Consider the following 19,754-nt stretch of genomic DNA (forward strand, 5'->3'; position numbering starts at 1 on the left):
TTTAGCTAGCTTTTGAAGTTATGTAAGAGCTAACGCGATTGGTTAAGTTGTTAAATCGTTGGCTGAGCAGGGGGCCCTGATCTCTGCGTAATCCTTTATCACCAAGATGTGTACTGAGAAATACATCGAAATCAAAATTGCAGTATTCCGAGTGTTTTTGCTTAGCATCGATTAGGTCAGAAAACTTGTGCCTGGTGAGCAATGGCGCAATCTCCTCCATTTCTTTAACGGCTATTACCTCGTATTGAGTCTTGATGCCATGCTTTGAAAGGTGTAGGTCGATTATCTCTTTTGTTTTTGCTGAGTTTGCCAAGTATGCTCTGTCAAAAGTTAGCACGACATATTTGAAATGCTTGATGTGATGTAGCCTCTCAAGCCCACGTTTTTTTTGACGAATATTCATTTCGAGGTTGTGCATTTGTTTTATGGCTTGAGCTATGTGGCGCTCTATGTCTTTTGCAATCAACTCTAAATCGCCCCAGGACTTAGCTTCTAAGCTTAGACCTGATGTCTTGCACTCAATAAGAGTTGCAACTTCGCCTTCTATAATTATCCAATCAGACGTCTTGTCATTCATCGAGCCATAGACAAATTCTTCTATGACTTCTCCAAGAATGGGTTGCTGGTTTAGCAATAGTCCTATGTATTTTTCAAAGATATCCTTACCAAATAGTGTTAAAAAGGCGTTACCAGATCTTGACTTGTACTTGTCCATTAGATTATAAAATATGCCCGTAGTTACTCGTTCTAGCAAGAATCTTGTAACGGGCACCACGAGGCTTCCTCTGTCGGTGCGTACTATTGGATATTGGCGCAGTGGATTAAAAGCGTACTGCTCTAGGCCATCGGTGCCTTCATGAAGCTTTATCTCATTGCGCAAGGTTGAATAATCGGCAGTTAATGAACTAACCACACGGTCTAGCTTGTCTTGGTTCAAGAAAGTACGAAGGTTGTCAAACTTTGGCTCCGATAAGTTAATGCCTTGAAAGTAGCCATTGCCTGAAAAGCATAAAATGCAAAAGCCGGTTACAATTAGCTCTTCTGCATTCATGCCATAATATTCCTCGATATCTCTATCGATATTGATGGGTGCGTCCTTTAAAGTCTTCGGAATGTCGTGAAATAGGATGGCAGCTCTTGCCATCAGCGTGTTGTGGCCAACTTGAAATGGAAGCTGTTGATGCGCCATACGGTAAAGAAAACTGAAAGCAGCGCCCTCCTCCTGTCCCTTTTCCAGTAATGCATCAAACAAATTATTGTATTTATTTGCTAACGTAAATAACCCTAGGTCTCCAAACGGTTTGGAGCGATAATCATTTGAGCTAAGTATCAATGCTTTTGCTAAAAATGCAATTTGCCATTCATTAATTCTGCCGGGGCCAAGTTTTTTTAGGGCGTCATCGTTATTGTTTAATAATTTGAAGCTAACGCTTCCGATTTCGGCCAGTGCCAGATCTAATCTGTAGCGTCTGGCATACCAATATAGCTCGTGTGCCTTTATAGTAGTACTCATTGCTCAAGAACCTTGAATCTTAAAGTTAATTATATATGAATACATTTAAATCACTCCTATACAACACCCTCCTCGCCTCCGCCACCAACAACTTCCTCTGGTTTGCCCTGACCTTCTGGGCCTATCTGGAGACGAAGTCGGTGCTGGCGACCGCCATCATCGGCGGCTCTTTCATGCTGTTCTCAGCGCTGCTGGGCATGTACTTTGGCACGTATGTGGACCGTCACAAGAAAAAGACGGCCATGCTTGCCTCAAGCTGGACGACGCTGATCAGCTTTGCTTTGGCAACTGTTGTTTATTTCACAACTCCCAACGGCCAACTGCTGAACATCGGCAACATCTACTTCTGGCTGCTGGTGATACTGATCCTATTTGGTGCGGTAGCCGGCAACCTGCGCGCCATCGCGCTTTCCACCAGCGTCACCCTGTTGACGCCAGAGAAAGAACACGACCGCGCCAACGGCATGGTCGCTACCGTCAACGGCGTCTCCTTTACCCTGACGTCGGTCTTCAGCGGGCTGGCAGTGGGGCAGCTGGGCATGGATTGGGTAATGATTATCAGCCTGGTGCTGACGCTGCTGGCTACCCTGCGACTGGCAGCCATCAAGGTTGACGAGAAGCAGCCGACGCACGAGATGAACGCTATGCCCCAGGTTGATATCCGCGGCGCCATCAAGGCCATCGCCCTGGTCTCCGGTCTGATGGGCCTTATCTTCTTCACCACTTTTAATAACCTGCTGAGCGGTGTCTTTATGGCCCTGATGGATCCGTACGGCCTGGAGCTGGTGTCGGTGGAAATATGGGGCATCTTGTGGGGTGTGGTCAGTCTGGGCTATATCGCCGGTGGCATCCTGGTGGCCAAAAAAGGTCTGGGCAAGAGCCCGCTCAAGGCGTTGTTCATAGCCAATATCATCATGTGGACCATCAGTATCCTGTTCCCGCTCAAGTCGTCGGTCATCCTGCTTGGCGTCTCGATGCTGATCTTCATGGCCCTGATGCCCTTCATCGAAGCCTCAGAGCAGACCATCATCCAAAAGGTGGTGCCGTTCAAGAAGCAGGGGCGGGTCTTTGGTTTTGCGCAGAGCATCGAATCGGCGGCGTCACCTATTACGTCCTTCTTGATCGGGCCGATCGCGCAGTTCTGGGCCATTCCGTATATGTCCGAGAATGGAGAGGGCGCGGCGGCAATCGGCAGCTGGTTTGGTGTCGGACCGGAGCGCGGCATGGCCCTGTTGTTCATCATGGCGGCGATCATCGGTCTGACGGTGACGGTGTTGGCCATGTTCTCACGCTCGTACCGGTTGCTCTCGCGGTATTATAAAGAGGGAAGCGCACAAGCATAGAGATATAGAAGAAAGGCAGAAGCAGCATGGCAACACTGGAGACGAAAGATCTTTTTATGAAATGTCTGGCCGGCGCCACTGCGGCGGTGCAGCAGGTGTCGCCCGATGAGTTCGAGAAGCCGACGCCAGACACCGAATGGACCGTCCGCGACCTGGCGGGCCATCTGCTGTACGAGCTGGCCTGGGTGGCGGACATCGTCAATGGCAAGACCATGGAGGAGGTCGGCACGCAGTATGACGGCGACCTGATCGCCGGCCGCCTGCAGGATAACTGGCAGCTGACGGCCGATCGGGCAACGGTGGCGGTGGAGGCGGCCGACCTGGAGGGCACGGCACACTTGTCATATGGCACGGTGACGGTACGCGATTATCTGGAGCAGATCGCAGCCGATCTGCTGATCCATGCCTGGGACCTGAGTACGGCACTAGGCCAGCCGCTGCAGTTTGAGAATGAAGTCGCCCAGTACGTCTACGACTACACCCTGCCGCGGCAAGACGACCTGAAGCAGAGCGGATTGTTCGCTGAGGCGGTACAGGTGCCGGATGATGCCGAGCTGCAGACCAAGCTGCTGGCATTGTATGGCCGGGATCGCACTGCCCAGGAAGCCAGGTTCAAAGCGTCGGCCTGAGCGGCCCGGCATTGATTGCCCGCGATAGCCGTAGCATGACGCAGCCTTTGATAGAGCCGGCGGGGATGCCACCGAACGCCCGGCTGTCGAAACTATCGTGCTGATTGTCGCCGCGCACGGTGAACCGCCCGTCCTTCGCGCCGGTGATGCGCTTGACCATCTCGGTGCCGTTGAGCGTGAACACCACGATATCACCTACGGCATATCTCCGTTTGGTGCGCACAAGCAATAAGGTACCGGCCTGTAGCGTCGGCGCCATGCTATTGCCGGCGACTTTCCGCAGCTTAAGCACTACTGCTTACTGGCGTTGAACAGCTCAATGACCTCGCCGACCATCCGTTGCAGCGTGGCTGCCTCCTCGGCGCTGACGGTGTGCTTGACCTCGCTGGCCTGCTTGACGGTCTTCCACAGGGTGTCGTGCAGTTCCGGAAACTTCTCAAGATGCTCCGGCTTGAAGTAGTCGCTCCACAGGATGTAGAGTTCGTTCTTGACCTTCTGGGCGTGCTTTTCCTTGGTCATGACGCTGCGCACGAAGGTGTTGTGCTTCTCGATGGTATCGAGCTCGCCCAGCGCCTCGATCTTCTCAATCATGCGGTGGCAAGTGTCGGCAGCGTGCCGCATGGTGTCGGTTTCGTAGATGCCGCAGGGGATGTCACAATGGGCCTTAACGATTTTGGGTGAAAAAAGCATGGTCGCCTCCTATGGTTATTGCTCTTATCATACCCGCCGGGCGCGGCGGTGTCACTTATAGCTGGACGGTCTCGTTGTCGCCCGTCTTGGGCGGCTTACCCGTGACGGCGGCCTTGATGCTGCCAAACAGCGCGATGGCGCCGCCATTGGGCGAGTCCCAGTATTCTGCCGTATCGGCCCGCACGCGCAGCAGGGCAATCTCCGGCGTCTCCAGGTCGTCCGGGAACCAGGCTTTGAGGAACGGATTCCATAGTTCTTCCATTTTGCTGCGGTCACGCACCAGCTCGGCGGTGCCAGAGATGGAAACCCAATCATTCTTGCTGTCATTGCTAAAGCCGAGGTTGACCATCGGGTGGCTGGCGATCTGCCGGGCCTTGGCGGAGTTCGCATAGGTAAAGAACCAGAGGTCGTTATCGCCCTCGACGTGCTGCACGCCCATCGGCCGGCTGACGTGGCGGCCGTCTTCGGTCATGGTGGTGAGCATGCAGACCCTGATGTCTTTGATTAGATCGAATAGCTTTTTGCGGGCTTCGTCGTTTTCCATGCGGACTCCTTGTTTATGGAGTCCAGTATGGGGAGCGGGGTGGTGGGTCGCAGTAAGAATCTTTACGTCAGGGGAAACTTAGCGCAAGTAACCGATAATGCCGGTAACGATAAAGAACAGCGCAAAAATACCGTACAGAGGTGCCGCGGCAAGCATGAGGAAAAAGTAGCCCAGCAGGATTCCCCGTGCGACCGACAGCGTCTGGTCGTCAATTTTGTGGAAGGGCAGGCGGCGGACGATGGCAGGCATGCGGTTGACGAAGATGGCAAGCAGATACAGGAAGCCGATGTAACACAGGGCACCGAAAAAGATTGATTCTGCGCCACTGCCTAGGTTGAAATTGAATTTGAAAAGGTCCATGATGATTCTTGATTAATGCTATAGGTTGGCCATCCACCCCCGCACCGGTACATCCGGCACGGGAGTGGATTCGCAGGGTCACCCGGGTGGTCAGGCCAGGGCCGGTCGGCAGAGGTAGGCCTCCGCCGACGACCAGGGTTCGGACGGCGTCTTCTGGACGACGGTACTCGACGTGCTGGAGCCGCCGCTCGAGCTCTCGTTCTTGACGATGAGGTCGTTGTAGCTCTGGGCGGTGGCCCGGAAGTGGTCGCACTCGCCGGGCTTCAGCAGCACGGCGCTGACGGAGTTCCAACCGTCCTGGTTGGCCCAGCCGCCAGCCGCGTGGCTCCACTGACGGGGCCACGACTCCTTGCGCTCGATCTTGAGGTAGTTCCAGCAGCCAGCCGTGTCCGAGCAGTCGCGCTCGAAGTCGGCCCAGGCAACGACGCTGTCGCCCTCGAGCTTGGGGGTGTGGACGCTCTTGACGCTCGCCATGGCCGAAGCCGGCGAGGCAAGCAGCAGGTTGCTGAGCACGAGCATGAGCCCGGTCAGCAGACTGACTGCGGTCGCTCTTGTGAATGGCATGTCGCTCCCCGAAAGCGGTTGTTGGATGGGTGACCCTGCCTAAACATATTACGACACAATCGCCAAGCGCCGCAATATAATTCTTTGCCAATGCTGAAAATCAGCGTGTAACAGACAGTGCATACAAGGCGATGCCCGCAGCCACCGATACATTGAAAGACTCCTTGCGGCCGCGCATCGGTATCTCGACGATATCATCGCACAATGCCAGCAGATCCGATGCTACGCCATCAACTTCTTCGCCCAGGAGCAACGCCAGCCGGGTGGGCGGTGCGTAATCGGGCAGGTTGATGCTACCGCTAGCCTGCTCAAGTGCCACAAGCTGGAATTCCTCCTGCCGCAGCTGTCGCATTAATGCTGTGGCGGACTGATGGTGGCTGAATGGTACGGTTGCCTCGGCGCCAAGCGCGCTCTTATGGATCTGCCGGGTCAGCTTGTCGCGCTCGTGCGGCAAGCGGGCATCAGTACCATCAAGCAGTGCCGGGTACGGTGTGTAGCCGCTGAGATAGAGGTGTTTCACGCCGAATCCGTCGCAGCTGCGAAAGATCGCCCCGACATTATGGGTGGAACGGATATTGTGGGCAATGACGACGATTTCCATGGTGGTTTTAGTGTACACTGCCGCGATGTCAGCGCAAACTATGTCAAAAACGCTACCTGTAGTGCAATAAGTGGTCTCTAGTGCGCTACCTGTAGTGCGCTATATATAGCGTAGGTACTGACGCCGCTGTGCTTTGCTGCTTATGGTTAGTCATAGTACAATAAGAGCCAATGAGCCGAGACACCAAAGCCGACGTGCGCGTCCGTCAGCAAGAAGAAGAGAATACCGAGCGGCGAGCCCATCTGCTTGGGTTGCGCTACCTGGACACCAGGGCCATCGTCAATAACCTGCCACTGGTTGACGGCTATACCGATAATGACGAGATGCGCAAGAACGTCCTGGTGCCACTGCTGGCGCCGGCCGAAAACCAGAACCTGACGTTTGGCATCACTATCAATACGCCGCAGCCGGCGGTCAAGGCGATCCGCGAGCGCAACCCCGAGCTGAACATCGATTTCTACCTCATCAGCAACAGCAGCTTCCGCGATTTCATGCTGCGCTACGACCCGCCGCAGGAAGTCCACTACGATGACGTCAAGATTGCCAAGGACGGCGACAGTGCTACTATCGCCGAAGTATCCAAGACGCTGGAATCGGTCAACTCGGATGACCTGTTGGATTACCTCATCAACCAGTCGTACCACCTGAACGCCAGCGACATCCATATCGAGCCGCAGCGCGAACATGTACGCGTCCGCTTCCGTGTTGACGGTGCCCTGCACCCGGTGGCCAACTTTAGCCACGACAAATACCGCGTGGTACTGGCTGCCATTGCCTCACGCGCCAACATCTCGTTTGCCGCCACTGACGCGCAGACCGGACACCTGACCCAGAAGGTTATTAACCCGGAGGGCGCAGAGGAAATCCTTAACATGCGTATCGAAACGGTGCCGACGGTCCATGGCCAGGACGCCGTCATCCGTCTCTTCAATTTTGACGAATCTTTATTAAATCTTGATGTACTCGGCCTGACGAAACAGGAACTTAATGAATTCGGTGAGATTATCAGCCATCCGCACGGCATGGTAATGGTGGTGGGGCCGACCGGTTCGGGTAAGTCGACGACGCTCTACAGTATTATCAATTCATTAAACGAGTCGTCACGAAAAATTCTTACCCTGGAAGATCCGGTCGAGTTCAGCATCCCGGGCATCAGCCAGATTCCCGTCAATACCCAGACCGGCGACAGCTTCGCGGAGAAGTTGCGGGCCGTGCTGCGCCTCGACCCCGACGTGGTCATGGTCGGTGAGATCCGTGATGTCGACACCGCCAAGACGGCGGTCCAGGCTTCGATTACCGGCCACCTGGTCTTGACGACCTTCCACGCCAACTCGGCGGCGACGGCATTGAGCCGCATGATAGACATGATCGGCGTCAACCCGATATTTTCCACGGCCATCCGCCTGATTATCGGCCAGCGGCTGGTGCGCCGGCTGGACGACAACACCAAAGAGGCGTACACCCCCGACGAAGCCACCCAGAAATGGATACGCACCGTGCTGCAGGTGTTGCCGCCCGATGTGCCGCCGGTCGACTTTGACAACCTGACGCTCTACCGCCCGGTGCCGACGCCAGAGAACCCTTTTGGCTTCAGCGGGCGTATCGTGCTGATGGAGCAGATGATCGTCAATGAGGAGATTCAAAAGTTCCTGCGCGGCGACGCCGCCGGGGAGGGTTCGGAAAAAATCGAGGCCGTCGCCAGGAAACAGGGCATGCTGACACTGGTGCAGCAAGGCGTGCTGCGGGCGCTGGCGGGTGAGACGACGCTGGACGAAGTCAACCGCGTACTATAGGCGCCGCGGATGCCGTGGGGCCGCCGGTGCAGCTGCTACCGATACAACGAAATAACCCAGACGATAACAACGAAATGCACCGCCTCGACGATAGCGCCGGGCGGTTTTTCGTACCACTGGATGCGCATCGCGAAGTTCATGAAGCCGTGCAGGGCGCGGGTGACTGGATGGTCGGCGCGGAAATACTTGTAATACCAGACGATATCCGGAGCGAAGGCCAGGAAGGCGCAGGCGCCGATGAGCAGGTCGAGCTGCGGAAAAAGCCACATGGCGGTGACGGTGACGATTATCATGCCCAGCCCGTCGGCGACGATGACGTTACGGAAGAACCGGCTGCCGGGTTTCATGGCGGGATGGCCGAAGTGTGGCACCATATCGAGCAAAAAATGCGAAGCCAGGGCGAGCAATGGCGCAAGCAGCGGGTGCTTCACGCTGACGGCGATGGCGATTCCGGTGATGGCGTGGTTGAGACCGGTCATATGGTCCTCCTTGGGGTCGGCTGAATACTGGCGGTTAGGTATCTTGAGAATATATCAAAAGTGAGTAGGGGCCGATAGTGATGGACGCCTGGCCGCCGGCGGCAGTGATGCTGTTACTCTCGGTGCCGGCAAAATCAGCACTGTAGCCTTGCCAGTCGCTGTTAAGCCGGACATGCCACTCGCCGTCGGCCGGCAGCGGCAGGGTTACCCCGGAGCGAACGGCGGACGAGAAATTGAAGACGACGACGGTACTCCTGCCGGGTGCGTCGCCGGCGGCGTACCGGCGGTAAGCCAGCAGGTTGGTCTCCTCGTCGCACAGCAGCACCTCGGCCAGGCCGCCTTGCAAACCTGGCGTGTGGCCACGCAGATTGCGGCGGGCGGCGATCAGGTCGCGGTAGAGCAGGATGATGCCGCTGTGTTTGGCGGCCTTGTCCCAATCGAGGGCTCGCCAGTTGCTGAAGCTGCCCTCTTCCATGAATTCCTGACCTTGGAACAGCATGGGGATGCCCGGCGCGGTCAGGATGAGGGCGGCGGCCAGGCCGGAGCGGCGGCGGGCCTCCAGGTTGTCGCTGTCGCCAGGGGAGATTTCTTCGTTGAGGCGGGCGCGGCCGTTGGCGTCGGCATCGTGCGACTCGCTGTAGATGATGCGGCTGAACGGGGCGCGGCTGGCCGGATTGGCAGGGTCGCAGGCCTGCAGAAAGTCGCTGAGGCGGCTGATATCGCGCTGGCTGTCGTCACCCGGGCCGAGGACCTCTCGCAGCAGGTAGGGAAGCGGTGTCTCCCATTGGGCGTTGAAGCCGAGGCCGCCGGCGGAGACGGGTTCGGTGACCAGCCGGTTGCTGGCGGAATCTTCGGCAATGAGCAGGGCGTCGGGACTGGCTTCACGCGCGGTAGTGGTGATGTCGCGCAGTAGCTGCCAGCCGTCAGGAATATCAGTCTCCGGGTCATTGTCGCGGCCAAGCACATTGCGGATGTAGTGGGTCGAGTCGACGCGCAGGCCATCCACGTGGCAATCGCGCAGCCACATGCGGACGTTCTCGGTGATGTACTGGCGGACTTCGGGGCGGCCGTAATCCAGGCGGGTATCGCCCCACGGCGTGACGGCGCGCCAGTCATTATAGAAGTAGATGCCGCCGCGGCCGTTTTCGCTCCAGCCGTCGAACTGCCAGAGGTCGAGGCCCGGGTCGGGGCTGAGGTGGTTGTAGACGACGTCGAGCAGGACGCCGATGCCGCGCTTGTGAGCCTCACGGACAAAGCGCATCAGGGCGTGGCGGCCGCCGTAGGCCGATTCGACGGCATAGAGATAGTCCGGTGTGTAGCCCCACCAACGGTCCATCCAGTTCTCGCTGCAGGGCATGAGCTCGATGGCGGTAATACCTAAGGCTGCCAGGTGGCCGAGTTTCTCGATGGCGGTGTCGAAAGTGCCGCTGGTTGAGGCGTCGGGCCGGTTGAAGGTGCCGATGTGGAGTTCGTAGATGACTTGGTCATAGGCCGGGCCGAGGGTGAAGCTGTCGTCCTGCCAATCAAAATCCGGATCGACGATGATGGCGTTGTCGCCGCTGGCGGTCAATTGCAAGGCCCGCGGGTCGTTCTTCTTGAGAAGTCGGCCATCAGCTGCTACAATACAGTACTTGTATTGCTGGCCGACGCTAGCCTCTTTCACAGTAACCCGCCAGTAGCCATGGGCGTGGTGGACCAAAGGAGTCGCGGTTTCTGACCAATCGTTGAAGTCGCCCATGATAGTGACGCTTGTGGCAAACGGTGCCCACAGCCAAAAGACGACGCCGTGAGTGGTGACGGTAACTCCGTTGGTCTGTTGAGGTTGGGCGCTCATGATCGTTGTAAACCTTATGGTTATTATGCGCGTGGGGCGGGGTGTTTGGCAAGGAGTTCACTTATGTCTGAAGCATATCATTTTTTACCGGAACAACTGTCGACCGACGCACCTGCTCCCCGCGAGCGGCTGCGTCTGGTCAGGGTTGCCGAGCAGGAGGGGCCGGAAGGTGCCGAGGCGCACATTGGCAAGGTTATCGCCATGGGGCAGTGTGCGGTGGCGGAGGCGCGGTCGGAAGCGGTAGAGGTCTTTGCCGAACTGAGTGGTCGCATCATTGATACCGACCTGCTGAACAGTGCCGTCGACCTGTCCGAAGCGGAGCAGGCCGGGGCACTCCGTATCGGTATTGCCGACGGTGAGGCGCTTGCTGTCAACGGTCAAGTCATCAGGCTTACGGAAAAACAACGCTTCATCTTCAACGTTTTGATGACCGTTGGACGCGGCCAGTCCCTGGCATCGGCAGAGATAGATGCTTTCGGCTTCATGCCGCCCGAAACAACCAGGGACGCCGTGCATAGCGCGCGGCGACGGGCTCTTCAAGGACTGCGGGCCATGCTGGAGCTGGCGGCGCCGGAAGTTCCGGTGCTGGAGTTCGATACGACTAATAGTAAGCGTGTTCGCTATGGTGCACGCCGGGCATTATTCTTTGAAACGGTCGAGCTAGACGGAACCGAGCCGGAAATAGTCTTTAGCGCACGGGCGGGAGCGGCCCAAGTGTCGGCGCCAAGCGCAAAAAAGATAACCGCTCCAAAGGCTGCCGTCTCCAGGAAAAAGACCCCTAGGCGTACCGCCGGCACAGCTGTAGGGGAAGCCGGGGAGGAGACCATCGACTATGTAGACCGTGGAGTCGGCCTTGAGGCCGCCATCGGCCGGGCTGCCCTGCTGAGTGCGGCAGAGGAGGTGGAGCTGGCCAAGGCTATCGAGGTGGGTGTGCTCGCCGCTGAGCGACTGGCTGCGCTGAAGGCCGCCGGCGACACTGACCTTGTGCTGCGGCGTGATCTGAGGATGCTGCAGCGGCAAGGTGAGGCTGCTAAGCGCCGCATGATTGAATCCAACCTGCGGCTGGTGAAGAAGTTCGTGAGTAAATACCCTGACATACCGCTCGATTATGACGAGAAGATGCAGGAAGGCGTCTTTGGTCTCATCCGTGCCGTCGAGAAGTTTGATTACACCCAGGGCTACAAGTTCTCAACCTATGCGGTCAACTGGATCAGAGAGTCGATCGGCAGCGCCATCAAGCGCAAGGGGCGTGCGGTGTATCTGCCAAAGTATGTCGTCAAAGAGATGCAGCATATGTACGCTAGCCGGGATCGCTTGGAGTCGCGGTTGGGTCGGACGGTCACCAATGACGAACTGGCGGATGAGATCGGCATGACGTCGCAGCGCATCGCCGAGCTACTGAGTTATGATAGGTCGACGGTCAGTCTTGATGCCCCCATGGGAGATGAGAACGGGGCGCCCTTCGGCGCATCGTTGGATGCCGCGCCTGCTCCGCCGGATATTCCCCGGCCCGACGGAGCAGCACTACATGACGATCTAGTGGTGGCACTCGGCGATCTTGATGAGCGCGAGCGTAGGGCCATCGTCCTGAGCTTCGGCCTGCTCTCTGGCATACAAATGGAGCCGGACGAGGTGGGCAGGGCTATCGGCGTCTCGGAGGGTACGGTCCGCAAGTTCGTCCGCACGGGGATGGGAAAGATCCGTGATGGCGGGCATGCGGCTGCACTTCTTAGATATTGTGGGCAAAAAGAAGCCAGCTGACGCGGCGGGATCGAGGCACTCTTGGCGTATGTACGAGATTAACAGGCTTTATCTATTGGAATAACCGAAGTTTTATGGTAGTATTGTGTGGATTGAAGACTAATTTGAAGGTAAAAAGAAGTAATTTATGTTCTCACTTATCCAAAAAGTAGAAGCAGAGCACAAGAAGCAGAAGGTCGTCGACGTCCGTAGCGGCGACACTGTTCGCGTCTACCAGAAGATCCAGGAAGGCAACAAAGAGCGTGTCCAGATGTTCGAGGGTGTCGTTCTGTGCACCAGCCGCCGCGACAGCCTGACCAACACCATCACCGTGCGTCGTATCGCCAGCGGTGTCGGCGTCGAGAAGACGTTCCTGCTGCACAGCCCGCTGATCACCAAGGTTGAAGTTACCAAGCGTACCAAGGTCCGCCGTAACTACCTGACCTACCTGCGCCAGCGCAGCGGTAAGTCGGCCCGCCTGACCGGCGTCGACTTTGACCGCAAGGCCGTCAACGATGTCGAAGTAGCCGCTCCGGCTACCGAGACTGCTGAAGAAGCCAAGTAGACATCTCTGCTATCAAGAATCTCCGCTCCGGCGGAGATTTTTTGTTGCCCTATGCCGGCGCGGCTTACGGAGTGGTACACTGGGCGCATGATTATCGGACTGGATGAAGTGGGGCGTGGCGCCTGGGCCGGGCCGGTGGTGGTGGCTGCTGCCGGCATAGAGCCGGACCGGCTGGCCGGCCTGAACGACAGCAAACTGCTGACAAAGCGGCGGCGCGAGGCGCTGGTGCCGCTAATTCGCCAGGAGGCGGCGTTCATTGGGATCGGCTGGGTATCGGCACGGACGATTGATGCCATCGGCATGTCGGCGTCGCTGAAGTTGGCAGCCGAACGGGCGGTCGAGGGGCTGAGTGTGCCGTTTGACGAGATTATCATCGATGGGACTATCAAGCTGCTCGATCATCCGCTGGCTTCGACACTGCCCAAGGCCGACACGCTGATTCCGTCGGTCATGGCGGCGTCAGTCATCGCCAAGGTGGCACGCGACGACTATATGGCGGCACTGGCGGGCATATTCCCGGCCTATGGGTTTGAAAAACACGTCGGCTATGGCACGGCGGCGCACACGGCAGCCTTGCGGGCGCATGGCGTCAGCGCACTGCACCGCCAGAGCTTCGCACCGATGAGCGGCATGGTGGGCTGGACGGCCAAGCCGGTCAAGGCACATACCGGCATCGCGCCTACGGCAGGCCAGGCCGCCGAGACGCTGGCGGCTGAGTGGCTGGTTCGCCAGGGATATGCGGTGATTGAACGGAATTGGCGCACGCGAGGCTGTGAAATTGATATTATTGCGCAGAAGGATAGTGCGGTGTCATTCGTCGAGGTGAAGTATCGGCGCAGTACTGCCAGTGGTCGCGGCCTGGATTATGTCACGCCTGCCAAACAGCGCCAAATGAACTATGCCGCCGAAGTCTGGCGGCATAGTCATGGGTACACTGGCGATTACCGCTTGGCGGCGCTCGAAGTCGGCGGCCTACCGATGCAGGTCACGGAATTTGTGTCAGATATTCACGCAGGCTAGGCTCGTCGCGCTCGAACCACTCGGTGCGGGCGCGGATATCTTCGATGCCGATGGTGATGGCGCGGTGCAGGGCGACGTCATCGAGCAGCGGTGTGAAGAAGTCACTGTAGCGCTTAAGCCATTCCTGGCCCAGCAGGGCACCGGAGGCGTAGCGCGGATAGTCGTCGTATGACTTGTCGGACTTGAAGTGCTCCTCAATCCAGTCCCAGCTGTTGGTCAGCCACTCCCAGGTCAACTCACGGCCGTGCTTCTTGCGGATGAGGTAGATCAGCCAGAAGGCGACATCCTGGGTGCGGACGATCTTGGGGTCAGTGACGTGGCCAAGCAGCTTCTTGATGATTTCGGTGTCGCGGGTGGCCGACATCGAGCTGGCCAGGCTCTGGCGCTCCTCGGCCGAAGTCGATGCCTTGTAGAGGGCGAGCAGCTTGTGGTACCCATCGATGCCACGCCAGCGGGCCCCGGCTGAATAGACGATGCCGCGCAGGTCGACCGGCAGTTCCTGTGGTTTTTCAAAGCGGTCAAAGTCAGCCAGGGCGGCGTCGACGGCCGGCTGGTACTCGGCCCAGACGGCCAAGCTGTAGATGGAGGCACGCAACTTGCGCTCTTCCTCGGTGTCGCTGTCACGTGGTGCGGTGCCGAGGCGTTCGAACTGCTCGCGTACCAGCTCAAGCACCAGCCGCTTGAGACCGTCTTCCATCTCCTTGTTGTGCTCGCTGAAGTGACGGGCATCGCTGATGACCAGGGCGATCATGTCCCAGATGGCATCCTTGTCCTCGTGCTTGTAGGCCGAGATAAGTTTGACGGCCTCAACCAGCGGCAATTCGCCGCCGCGTGCCAGCAGCAGGGTCTCGTGCAGGATACGCAGCCGGTCGATCGGTGCGAAGATGCCGCTTTCCAACTGGCGGCGGATGTAAGCCTGATGCTCCTCGTCCTCGTAATGCGTGACGAAGAAGCCGTTGCCGCCCAGGTTGAGCATCAGCGGCTTGTCGGACTCAAGCTGGGCTTCGGCCTTGCGCTGCTCCAGCAGGGGTACTGACATCTCGTGGTTGGGGAAGAGCGGCACCGGCCAGAGCGATTCGTAATCCTTGTCGCTCATCAGTAGGCGGCGCTGGTGCAAAGAGGCGTTGCTGCCATCCTGCTTGACGGTGACCATCGGGTAGCCGGGCTTGTAGATCCAAGCGTGCATGAAGGCGCCGATGTCATGGCCGGATGCATGGCTGAAAGCGTCCCATAGGTCATCGGCGACGGTGTTGCCGAAGGCATGCTTGTTGAAGTAGGCTTGCAGTCCCTTGCGGAAGGCGTCCTCACCGATGTAAGCCCGCAACATCTTCAGGACGTTGGCACCTTTGGCATAGACAATAGCCGGGTCAAACAGGGTGCTGATCTGGTCGGGATGGTGCACCGGCAGGCTGACTGGCTGGACGCCGGGCAGACAGTCGCGGCGCAGCGAGACGACGGTGTCATGTGAGGCGAAATCGAGCCAGCAGTCCCAATCCGGGTGGATGGCATCGATGGCAACGCACTCCATCATGGCGGCAAAGCTCTCGTTCAGCCAGAGGTCGTTCCACCACTGCATGGTCACCAGGTTGCCAAACCATTGGTGGGACAGCTCATGGGCCACGACGGTCGCAACGTACTGCTTCTGGCTGACGCTGCTGTTCTGAGGATCAACCAGTAGTGTGCTCTCGCGGTAAGTTATAAGACCCCAGTTCTCCATGGCGCCGGCCGAGAAGTCGGGCACGGCTACCATGTCGGCTTTGACCAGTGGGTAGTCGACGCCGAAGTAGTCATTGAAGAAATCGATGACCTGGGCGGCAAAGGCTACAGGGAAGTCGAGGCCGTCCGCAGGCTGAGCATGCGTAGCGTAGGCCCGGACGACAACGCCGGACTTAGTGACGGCCTCGCGGTACTGCAACTCACCGACGACGAAAGCGAGCAGGTAGGTGCTCATCTTCGGCGTGGTCTCAAAGGTGGTCACAAGGTGGTCGTTCGTCTTGTTCTGTTCTTTGACAGGCGTGTTGCTCAGCACGGTGATGTCCTGCTCGGTGGTCAGAGTCAGGTCGAAAGTGGCCTTGGCCTCGGGTTCGTCGACGCAGGGGAAGACCTCGCGGGCGTGGTGGCTTTCAAACTGGGTGGCCAGCAGTTCCTTCTTTTTGCCCTCATGCTCGAAGTAGCAGGGGTAGAGGCCGTGCATCGGGTTGGTGATGTGGCCGCTGAATTCCACCTGGATGCGGTACTCCTCGTGCGGTTTGATGGCGTCGCTGACGATGCGCAGTTCATCGTCCTGCTCATGCGTGAAGGTGGCATCGGCGTCATTGACCTTGACGCTGCTGATGACCAGTTCCTTGGCATGCAGGCTCAGATGATCACGGTGCTGGGCAGTGCCGGTAATAATGACCGTACCGACGAAGCGACGCTCCTTGCGGAGCAATGTCAGGTCAAGCTCGTAGTGCTTGGGCTGGAATGAAGTATAGAGGCGGGTGATTGCTTGCATACTTACCAGTGTAGCAAACTGACGTGGCGTATATTTATGAAAATGCTTACAAGAAAAAGACCCGTCCCGGAGGACAGGTCATTTTCTTGGTGGACCTTCGGCGGGCGTTCGCGCACCCGTCGTGGGAGACGCGGCGGTTGCTCGCGATGACGGAGGGGTGGCCGGACGCGGACGCCATGCCCGTTCCTACGCAGGTCACAGTGCCGACCTCACGTCAGCCAGCCTCGCTGGAGGAGCGCCTGGGCCCCGCAGGAGTCGAGGGGCTGATCACCGCCTTCCGTGGCGGCACCACCAAGCTGGAGCTGGCGGAGCGGTATGGCACGAGCGTCAGCAGCGTCTCGCGACTGCTGCGTAAGCGGGGAGTGCGACTGTACGTCATGGAGAGGAAGTGGAGAAAGATGCGGCTGCGGCGAGGCCTGAGGTGAGTTAAGCTCAGGCCTGCGCAACTATTGCACATATCTGACCGCTTCTATACCATGAACTTTGTATTACAGTAAGCAAGGCTCCACCCGCAATGTCGAAACACAGATTAAAACACGTCATACCAAGTTACGCCGTCTACATGGGCCTGTTCATCGGAACCGGCTTTCTCTCCGGTGCGATTGTCCACCTGCCTCTCAATCCGGTGCGCTTCGCGATTATCGGCCTATTAGGGGCCGTCATATTCGTAGCCTCATCCACCATCAACGAGATCACGATCATGAAGCGGCAGGCGACGCATGCTGAAATTGCCAAACTGATCGTCTTCTCAATACTGCTGGCCCTGGGCGTCGGCATGATCAGCGGCGGCGTGCAACATTTCGATGAAGTCCCGGAGTATGCCAGCAAGTTGATTCCCATTGGCGTACTGCTCTCCCTGCTGGGCTACGTGTTGAAAAATGGCATCGATCTGCATCGTAGGCAAACGCTCAAGCTGGCCGCTGCCGCGCTGGCATTTGTCATAGTTCTTGGCGGTGTGCTTGGTAGCTATGCCCAGTCATACAGCCAACAACCTCATGGGCACGACGGAGAGACCGAGCAGACGGCCGACGAGCCCACTGGTAGCAACCAGGATGCGACCGAAGAACAGCACGCCCAACCGGCAGTTGAGGAAGAGTCCTCCGACGGCCACGCTCACTGATTATCCTGGTCAGGGGCACGCCGAGGACTTAGCTTCCTCGCACTCGATGCGATATACTAGTCAGAGAACATGGCAAATACACAAGTAAATATTACTCGCGGGCAACGTGCTGGCTTTGGCCAGGTGGTGCTCGCGTTTTTATTAATCCTTGCCGTCTTTATCACCAATACCAGCCTCACCTCCATCGCCACGCTCGGCACATCCCTAGGCCATCACTCGCCAGCCCGCTCGGCTATGGCGCACGGCAGCATGGGCGGCGATCACCCTAATCCTAGCTGCGCCACAGCCTGCATGTTAGCAAAGCCAACCCGGCGGCAACGCATCGGACGCATCCTTAAGAAGCTTCAGAAGGTGCTGACGCCGCTACTGGCTGCCATTGGTCTGAGCCTTGGCTTCTCGGCTTTGGTTGACAAAGTCCATACATCGGCAGTCCGTGTGCTGCAAGTAGTGCCGGCCTACCGGCTCGTCGCCTGCTACATCAGTTGACCGCTCCTCTACGCTTCATTTTCAATTAGCATAAACAGGAGAGGCATATGAAGAAACTGACCGTTGGTAAAGCAATAATTGTACTTGCCGGTCTGTTGGCCGTTGTGGCGGCGGGCTGGTACGCGACTACTGCCAACCGCGACCAGACCGCCAGCACCGACAGCATGGCGGGCATGGATCATGGAGGCGCAGCGCAGCCTGCGCAGGACACTGTAGCCGACAATCTCGCAAAACTGACTGCCGAGTACAGTAGTCTGCAGGGTGATGAGTTTGACAAAAAATATGTCGGCGACATGATCGAGCACCACAAGGGTGCCGTCGACATGGCGAACATGGCCTTATCGAAAGCTAAGCATACCGAGCTCCAGACCATGGCCGGCTCAATCATCGAAAGCCAGTCGAAGGAAATTGAGACGATGACTGCCTGGCAAAAGGCATGGGGCTATCCGGCAGTGATGGACGAGTTCATGATGGATCACAGCACTATGGGCATGACTGACATGGATGCGGCTTTCAAGGATAAGACGGGCGACGACTTCGACAAGACATTCCTGCAGATGATGATTGAGCATCACCAGGGTGCTGTCGCCATGTCCCGTCCCGCTGCAACGAACGCCAAACACGACGAGGTGAAGCAGCTGGCCGCCGAGATAATTGCGGCCCAGGAGGCTGAAATTGCCCAGATGCAACAGTGGCTTGCCGACTGGGGTTACGGGCAATAGCGAGGACTTGCGATGAGTATATTCGCGAAAATCCTACATCGCATCAATAATACCCTGGGGGCACAAGTTGCCCTCAGGGGGATTGAGGGGGCGTATGCGGGGACTTCTTAAAGCTACCCTATTGTTCTTCTTGCCTGGCGTGGTGCTGGGTGGCGCGGCTGTCTGGTGGCTGAAGGTCCAGCCACTTGCTGCCGATAACAACCGTTTGGCGGCCGAGAACCGGCGACTACCCGAGAAGCAAAGCTCGAGCCAGATCGTGAAGAATATAGAGACGATGAACATGAACGAGATGGTGGATGCGCTCCAGACGGCGCCCGACAGCGACTTCGAACGGCAATACTTTTTATATGCAATTCAGCTCAACCACCAGGCTGCCGCGATAAATCGGATTAGCTCGGAGCGGACCAAGCGCGATGAACTCAAGAAGTTTAACGAGACGTATGGTAAGTTCTCGACAACAGCTTCTCAAGCGCTGCTGAAATGGCAGAAGGACTTGGGGCTGTCGCATCACTAGCTAAAACATTGCATAGAGAACATGTCAACTAGGCTCGATGATTTTGGTTCAGAACGCCTTTAGAAGTTGGCTGGGCGCATTAACTAGCCATTTTTAGTGATGCGCCCTTTGCCATCTTACTAAGGCAATTATCGCACTCGCCAATCGTCTATATTGTGGCGATGGGTGCATCACTCCGAGAACAGGCACTCCATCCGCTACGGCAACGTTGATTGACGGCTTGCTTCGTGCTGCAAGTATCAGCAAGAAACAGTGATAAGCCTTGCCAGCCCTTGCCGGCAAACCTGGTTCGTAGTCTGCCATCCGTCGTCGGTGCTCGCGAAGCATCTCGTCGGTCATGTCACTGTCCGCTCTAACCACAAGGTCCGTAGTATATTGTGCCTTTGACAATATTCGGCGTGGGTCATCGGGGCATCGGTACATCCTCCAGATTACATTAGTACACAAACAGTATGTACCGATGCGGCTAGAGGCTTGAGGAATTCAAACCCGCAACAGAGGTGACCTTGAACTGGCCATCACTTACTTGAGCCACCTGAAAGCAAAAAACACACCCGGAGATGTGCTTTCTGCGCAATGCCACCTCTGTTCAAGGTGGTAATGATTGTCATTCGTGGTGGGCGCTGAGGGATTCGAACCCCCGACATCTTCGGTGTAAACGAAGCGCTCTAGCCAACTGAGCTAAGCGCCCTTAATGCAACATTGCCAGATGATAATAGCAAATAGTCTGGTATTCGCCAAGC

At 57.3% G+C, this 19,754-nt stretch carries 21 protein-coding genes and 1 tRNA gene; 11 read left to right on the forward strand and 11 right to left on the reverse strand.

Going from position 1 to position 19,754, the window contains the following annotated elements; genetic code table 11:
• Nucleotide 1: 1 nt before the first annotated feature.
• Nucleotides 2-1,513 carry a hypothetical protein gene (locus tag JNJ66_02045; protein MBL8159216.1) on the reverse strand — a complete coding sequence of 504 codons (1,512 nt, stop codon included), beginning with the start codon at nucleotides 1,511-1,513 and terminating at the stop codon, nucleotides 2-4.
• A gap of 35 nt (nucleotides 1,514-1,548) precedes the next feature.
• Between JNJ66_02045 and JNJ66_02050 the strand changes: the two genes are divergently transcribed.
• Both JNJ66_02050 and JNJ66_02055 read left to right on the forward strand, forming a co-directional pair.
• Nucleotides 1,549-2,856 carry an MFS transporter gene (locus JNJ66_02050; protein MBL8159217.1) on the forward strand — a complete coding sequence of 436 codons (1,308 nt, stop codon included), beginning with the start codon at nucleotides 1,549-1,551 and terminating at the stop codon, nucleotides 2,854-2,856.
• A 26-nt stretch (nucleotides 2,857-2,882) separates the two neighbouring features.
• Nucleotides 2,883-3,485, forward strand: a complete 603-nt coding sequence (locus JNJ66_02055; protein ID MBL8159218.1) for a TIGR03086 family protein — start codon at nucleotides 2,883-2,885, stop codon at nucleotides 3,483-3,485.
• Here the strand turns inward: JNJ66_02055 and JNJ66_02060 are convergent.
• The 6 genes from JNJ66_02060 to JNJ66_02085 all read right to left on the reverse strand — a co-directional run bounded on the left by JNJ66_02060 (nucleotide 3,469) and on the right by JNJ66_02085 (nucleotide 6,244).
• Nucleotides 3,469-3,744 (reverse strand): S26 family signal peptidase, encoded by a 276-nt coding sequence (locus JNJ66_02060; GenBank protein MBL8159219.1) that lies wholly within the window; start codon nucleotides 3,742-3,744, stop codon nucleotides 3,469-3,471. The genes JNJ66_02055 and JNJ66_02060 overlap by 17 nt on opposite strands.
• 32 nt (nucleotides 3,745-3,776) lie before the next feature.
• Nucleotides 3,777-4,175 (reverse strand): superoxide dismutase, Ni, encoded by a 399-nt coding sequence (gene sodN, locus JNJ66_02065; GenBank protein ID MBL8159220.1) that lies wholly within the window; start codon nucleotides 4,173-4,175, stop codon nucleotides 3,777-3,779.
• Between the two features lie 55 nt (nucleotides 4,176-4,230).
• On the reverse strand, nucleotides 4,231-4,719 hold the full coding sequence (locus JNJ66_02070; GenBank protein MBL8159221.1) for a pyridoxamine 5'-phosphate oxidase family protein: 489 nt from the start codon (nucleotides 4,717-4,719) through the stop codon (nucleotides 4,231-4,233).
• Nucleotides 4,720-4,797: 78 nt separating this feature from the next.
• On the reverse strand, nucleotides 4,798-5,079 hold the full coding sequence (locus JNJ66_02075) for a hypothetical protein (protein ID MBL8159222.1): 282 nt from the start codon (nucleotides 5,077-5,079) through the stop codon (nucleotides 4,798-4,800).
• Between the two features lie 90 nt (nucleotides 5,080-5,169).
• Complete coding sequence (locus JNJ66_02080; GenBank protein ID MBL8159223.1) at nucleotides 5,170-5,643, reverse strand: hypothetical protein; 474 nt, start codon at nucleotides 5,641-5,643, stop codon at nucleotides 5,170-5,172.
• A 100-nt stretch (nucleotides 5,644-5,743) separates the two neighbouring features.
• Nucleotides 5,744-6,244 (reverse strand): TrmH family RNA methyltransferase, encoded by a 501-nt coding sequence (locus JNJ66_02085; GenBank protein ID MBL8159224.1) that lies wholly within the window; start codon nucleotides 6,242-6,244, stop codon nucleotides 5,744-5,746.
• A 170-nt stretch (nucleotides 6,245-6,414) separates the two neighbouring features.
• On the opposite strand from JNJ66_02085, the gene JNJ66_02090 reads away from it, so the two are divergent.
• A complete protein-coding gene (locus JNJ66_02090; GenBank protein MBL8159225.1) occupies nucleotides 6,415-8,037 on the forward strand; it encodes a type II/IV secretion system protein in 1,623 nt (540 codons plus the stop codon).
• Nucleotides 8,038-8,072: 35 nt separating this feature from the next.
• Here JNJ66_02090 and JNJ66_02095 read toward each other — a convergent pair whose 3' ends face one another.
• Entirely contained in the window at nucleotides 8,073-8,516 is a 444-nt protein-coding gene (locus JNJ66_02095) for a hypothetical protein (GenBank protein MBL8159226.1), read from the reverse strand.
• A gap of 34 nt (nucleotides 8,517-8,550) precedes the next feature.
• A complete protein-coding gene (locus tag JNJ66_02100) occupies nucleotides 8,551-10,350 on the reverse strand; it encodes an alpha amylase C-terminal domain-containing protein (GenBank protein ID MBL8159227.1) in 1,800 nt (599 codons plus the stop codon).
• Nucleotides 10,351-10,413: 63 nt separating this feature from the next.
• Here JNJ66_02100 and JNJ66_02105 point away from each other — a divergent pair, with 63 nt between their 5' ends.
• From JNJ66_02105 to JNJ66_02115, 3 genes are all read left to right on the forward strand, one after another.
• Nucleotides 10,414-12,111, forward strand: coding sequence for a sigma-70 family RNA polymerase sigma factor (locus JNJ66_02105; protein MBL8159228.1), 1,698 nt, complete (start codon nucleotides 10,414-10,416; stop codon nucleotides 12,109-12,111).
• 127 nt (nucleotides 12,112-12,238) lie between these two features.
• Complete coding sequence (gene rplS, locus JNJ66_02110; protein ID MBL8159229.1) at nucleotides 12,239-12,655, forward strand: 50S ribosomal protein L19; 417 nt, start codon at nucleotides 12,239-12,241, stop codon at nucleotides 12,653-12,655.
• An 87-nt stretch (nucleotides 12,656-12,742) separates the two neighbouring features.
• A complete protein-coding gene (locus JNJ66_02115; GenBank protein MBL8159230.1) occupies nucleotides 12,743-13,675 on the forward strand; it encodes a ribonuclease HII in 933 nt (310 codons plus the stop codon).
• On the opposite strand, the gene JNJ66_02120 is transcribed toward JNJ66_02115, so the two are convergent.
• Nucleotides 13,641-16,169 (reverse strand): M1 family metallopeptidase, encoded by a 2,529-nt coding sequence (locus tag JNJ66_02120; protein MBL8159231.1) that lies wholly within the window; start codon nucleotides 16,167-16,169, stop codon nucleotides 13,641-13,643. The genes JNJ66_02115 and JNJ66_02120 overlap by 35 nt on opposite strands.
• Nucleotides 16,170-16,192: 23 nt before the next feature.
• Between JNJ66_02120 and JNJ66_02125 the strand changes: the two genes are divergently transcribed.
• The 5 genes from JNJ66_02125 (at nucleotide 16,193) to JNJ66_02145 (ending at nucleotide 19,011) form a co-directional block, all read left to right on the forward strand.
• Entirely contained in the window at nucleotides 16,193-16,594 is a 402-nt protein-coding gene (locus tag JNJ66_02125; GenBank protein MBL8159232.1) for a hypothetical protein, read from the forward strand.
• Between the two features lie 89 nt (nucleotides 16,595-16,683).
• Nucleotides 16,684-17,289 carry a hypothetical protein gene (locus JNJ66_02130; protein MBL8159233.1) on the forward strand — a complete coding sequence of 202 codons (606 nt, stop codon included), beginning with the start codon at nucleotides 16,684-16,686 and terminating at the stop codon, nucleotides 17,287-17,289.
• A 69-nt stretch (nucleotides 17,290-17,358) separates the two neighbouring features.
• On the forward strand, nucleotides 17,359-17,775 hold the full coding sequence (locus JNJ66_02135; GenBank protein ID MBL8159234.1) for a hypothetical protein: 417 nt from the start codon (nucleotides 17,359-17,361) through the stop codon (nucleotides 17,773-17,775).
• Between the two features lie 47 nt (nucleotides 17,776-17,822).
• Nucleotides 17,823-18,497: a DUF305 domain-containing protein gene (locus tag JNJ66_02140; protein ID MBL8159235.1), complete on the forward strand. Its 675-nt coding sequence runs from the start codon at nucleotides 17,823-17,825 to the stop codon at nucleotides 18,495-18,497.
• A gap of 94 nt (nucleotides 18,498-18,591) precedes the next feature.
• Nucleotides 18,592-19,011, forward strand: coding sequence for a hypothetical protein (locus JNJ66_02145; protein ID MBL8159236.1), 420 nt, complete (start codon nucleotides 18,592-18,594; stop codon nucleotides 19,009-19,011).
• Between the two features lie 614 nt (nucleotides 19,012-19,625).
• Here the strand turns inward: JNJ66_02145 and JNJ66_02150 are convergent.
• A tRNA-Val gene (locus JNJ66_02150) sits at nucleotides 19,626-19,702 on the reverse strand.
• Between the last annotated feature and the right edge of the window lie 52 nt (nucleotides 19,703-19,754).

The organism is Candidatus Saccharibacteria bacterium (assembly GCA_016789455.1).
Lineage (GTDB): Bacteria > Patescibacteriota > Saccharimonadia > Saccharimonadales > Saccharimonadaceae > CAIJKY01.

Excerpts from the sequence above, each read along its gene's own strand:
- JNJ66_02075 (MBL8159222.1), bottom strand. The coding sequence starts at position 5,079 with ATGGACCTTTTCAAATTCAATTTCAACCTAGGCAGTGGCGCAGAATCA.
- JNJ66_02105 (MBL8159228.1), top strand. The coding sequence starts at position 10,414 with ATGTCTGAAGCATATCATTTTTTACCGGAACAACTGTCGACCGACGCA.
- JNJ66_02095 (MBL8159226.1), bottom strand. The coding sequence starts at position 8,516 with ATGACCGGTCTCAACCACGCCATCACCGGAATCGCCATCGCCGTCAGC.
- JNJ66_02070 (MBL8159221.1), bottom strand. The coding sequence starts at position 4,719 with ATGGAAAACGACGAAGCCCGCAAAAAGCTATTCGATCTAATCAAAGAC.
- JNJ66_02140 (MBL8159235.1), top strand. The coding sequence starts at position 17,823 with ATGAAGAAACTGACCGTTGGTAAAGCAATAATTGTACTTGCCGGTCTG.
- JNJ66_02115 (MBL8159230.1), top strand. The coding sequence starts at position 12,743 with ATGATTATCGGACTGGATGAAGTGGGGCGTGGCGCCTGGGCCGGGCCG.
- rplS (MBL8159229.1), top strand. The coding sequence starts at position 12,239 with ATGTTCTCACTTATCCAAAAAGTAGAAGCAGAGCACAAGAAGCAGAAG.
- sodN (MBL8159220.1), bottom strand. The coding sequence starts at position 4,175 with ATGCTTTTTTCACCCAAAATCGTTAAGGCCCATTGTGACATCCCCTGC.
- JNJ66_02060 (MBL8159219.1), bottom strand. The coding sequence starts at position 3,744 with ATGGCGCCGACGCTACAGGCCGGTACCTTATTGCTTGTGCGCACCAAA.
- JNJ66_02050 (MBL8159217.1), top strand. The coding sequence starts at position 1,549 with ATGAATACATTTAAATCACTCCTATACAACACCCTCCTCGCCTCCGCC.
- JNJ66_02045 (MBL8159216.1), bottom strand. The coding sequence starts at position 1,513 with ATGAGTACTACTATAAAGGCACACGAGCTATATTGGTATGCCAGACGC.
- JNJ66_02085 (MBL8159224.1), bottom strand. The coding sequence starts at position 6,244 with ATGGAAATCGTCGTCATTGCCCACAATATCCGTTCCACCCATAATGTC.
- JNJ66_02100 (MBL8159227.1), bottom strand. The coding sequence starts at position 10,350 with ATGAGCGCCCAACCTCAACAGACCAACGGAGTTACCGTCACCACTCAC.
- JNJ66_02135 (MBL8159234.1), top strand. The coding sequence starts at position 17,359 with ATGGCAAATACACAAGTAAATATTACTCGCGGGCAACGTGCTGGCTTT.
- JNJ66_02120 (MBL8159231.1), bottom strand. The coding sequence starts at position 16,169 with ATGCAAGCAATCACCCGCCTCTATACTTCATTCCAGCCCAAGCACTAC.
- JNJ66_02055 (MBL8159218.1), top strand. The coding sequence starts at position 2,883 with ATGGCAACACTGGAGACGAAAGATCTTTTTATGAAATGTCTGGCCGGC.
- JNJ66_02145 (MBL8159236.1), top strand. The coding sequence starts at position 18,592 with ATGCGGGGACTTCTTAAAGCTACCCTATTGTTCTTCTTGCCTGGCGTG.
- JNJ66_02130 (MBL8159233.1), top strand. The coding sequence starts at position 16,684 with ATGTCGAAACACAGATTAAAACACGTCATACCAAGTTACGCCGTCTAC.
- JNJ66_02090 (MBL8159225.1), top strand. The coding sequence starts at position 6,415 with ATGAGCCGAGACACCAAAGCCGACGTGCGCGTCCGTCAGCAAGAAGAA.
- JNJ66_02080 (MBL8159223.1), bottom strand. The coding sequence starts at position 5,643 with ATGCCATTCACAAGAGCGACCGCAGTCAGTCTGCTGACCGGGCTCATG.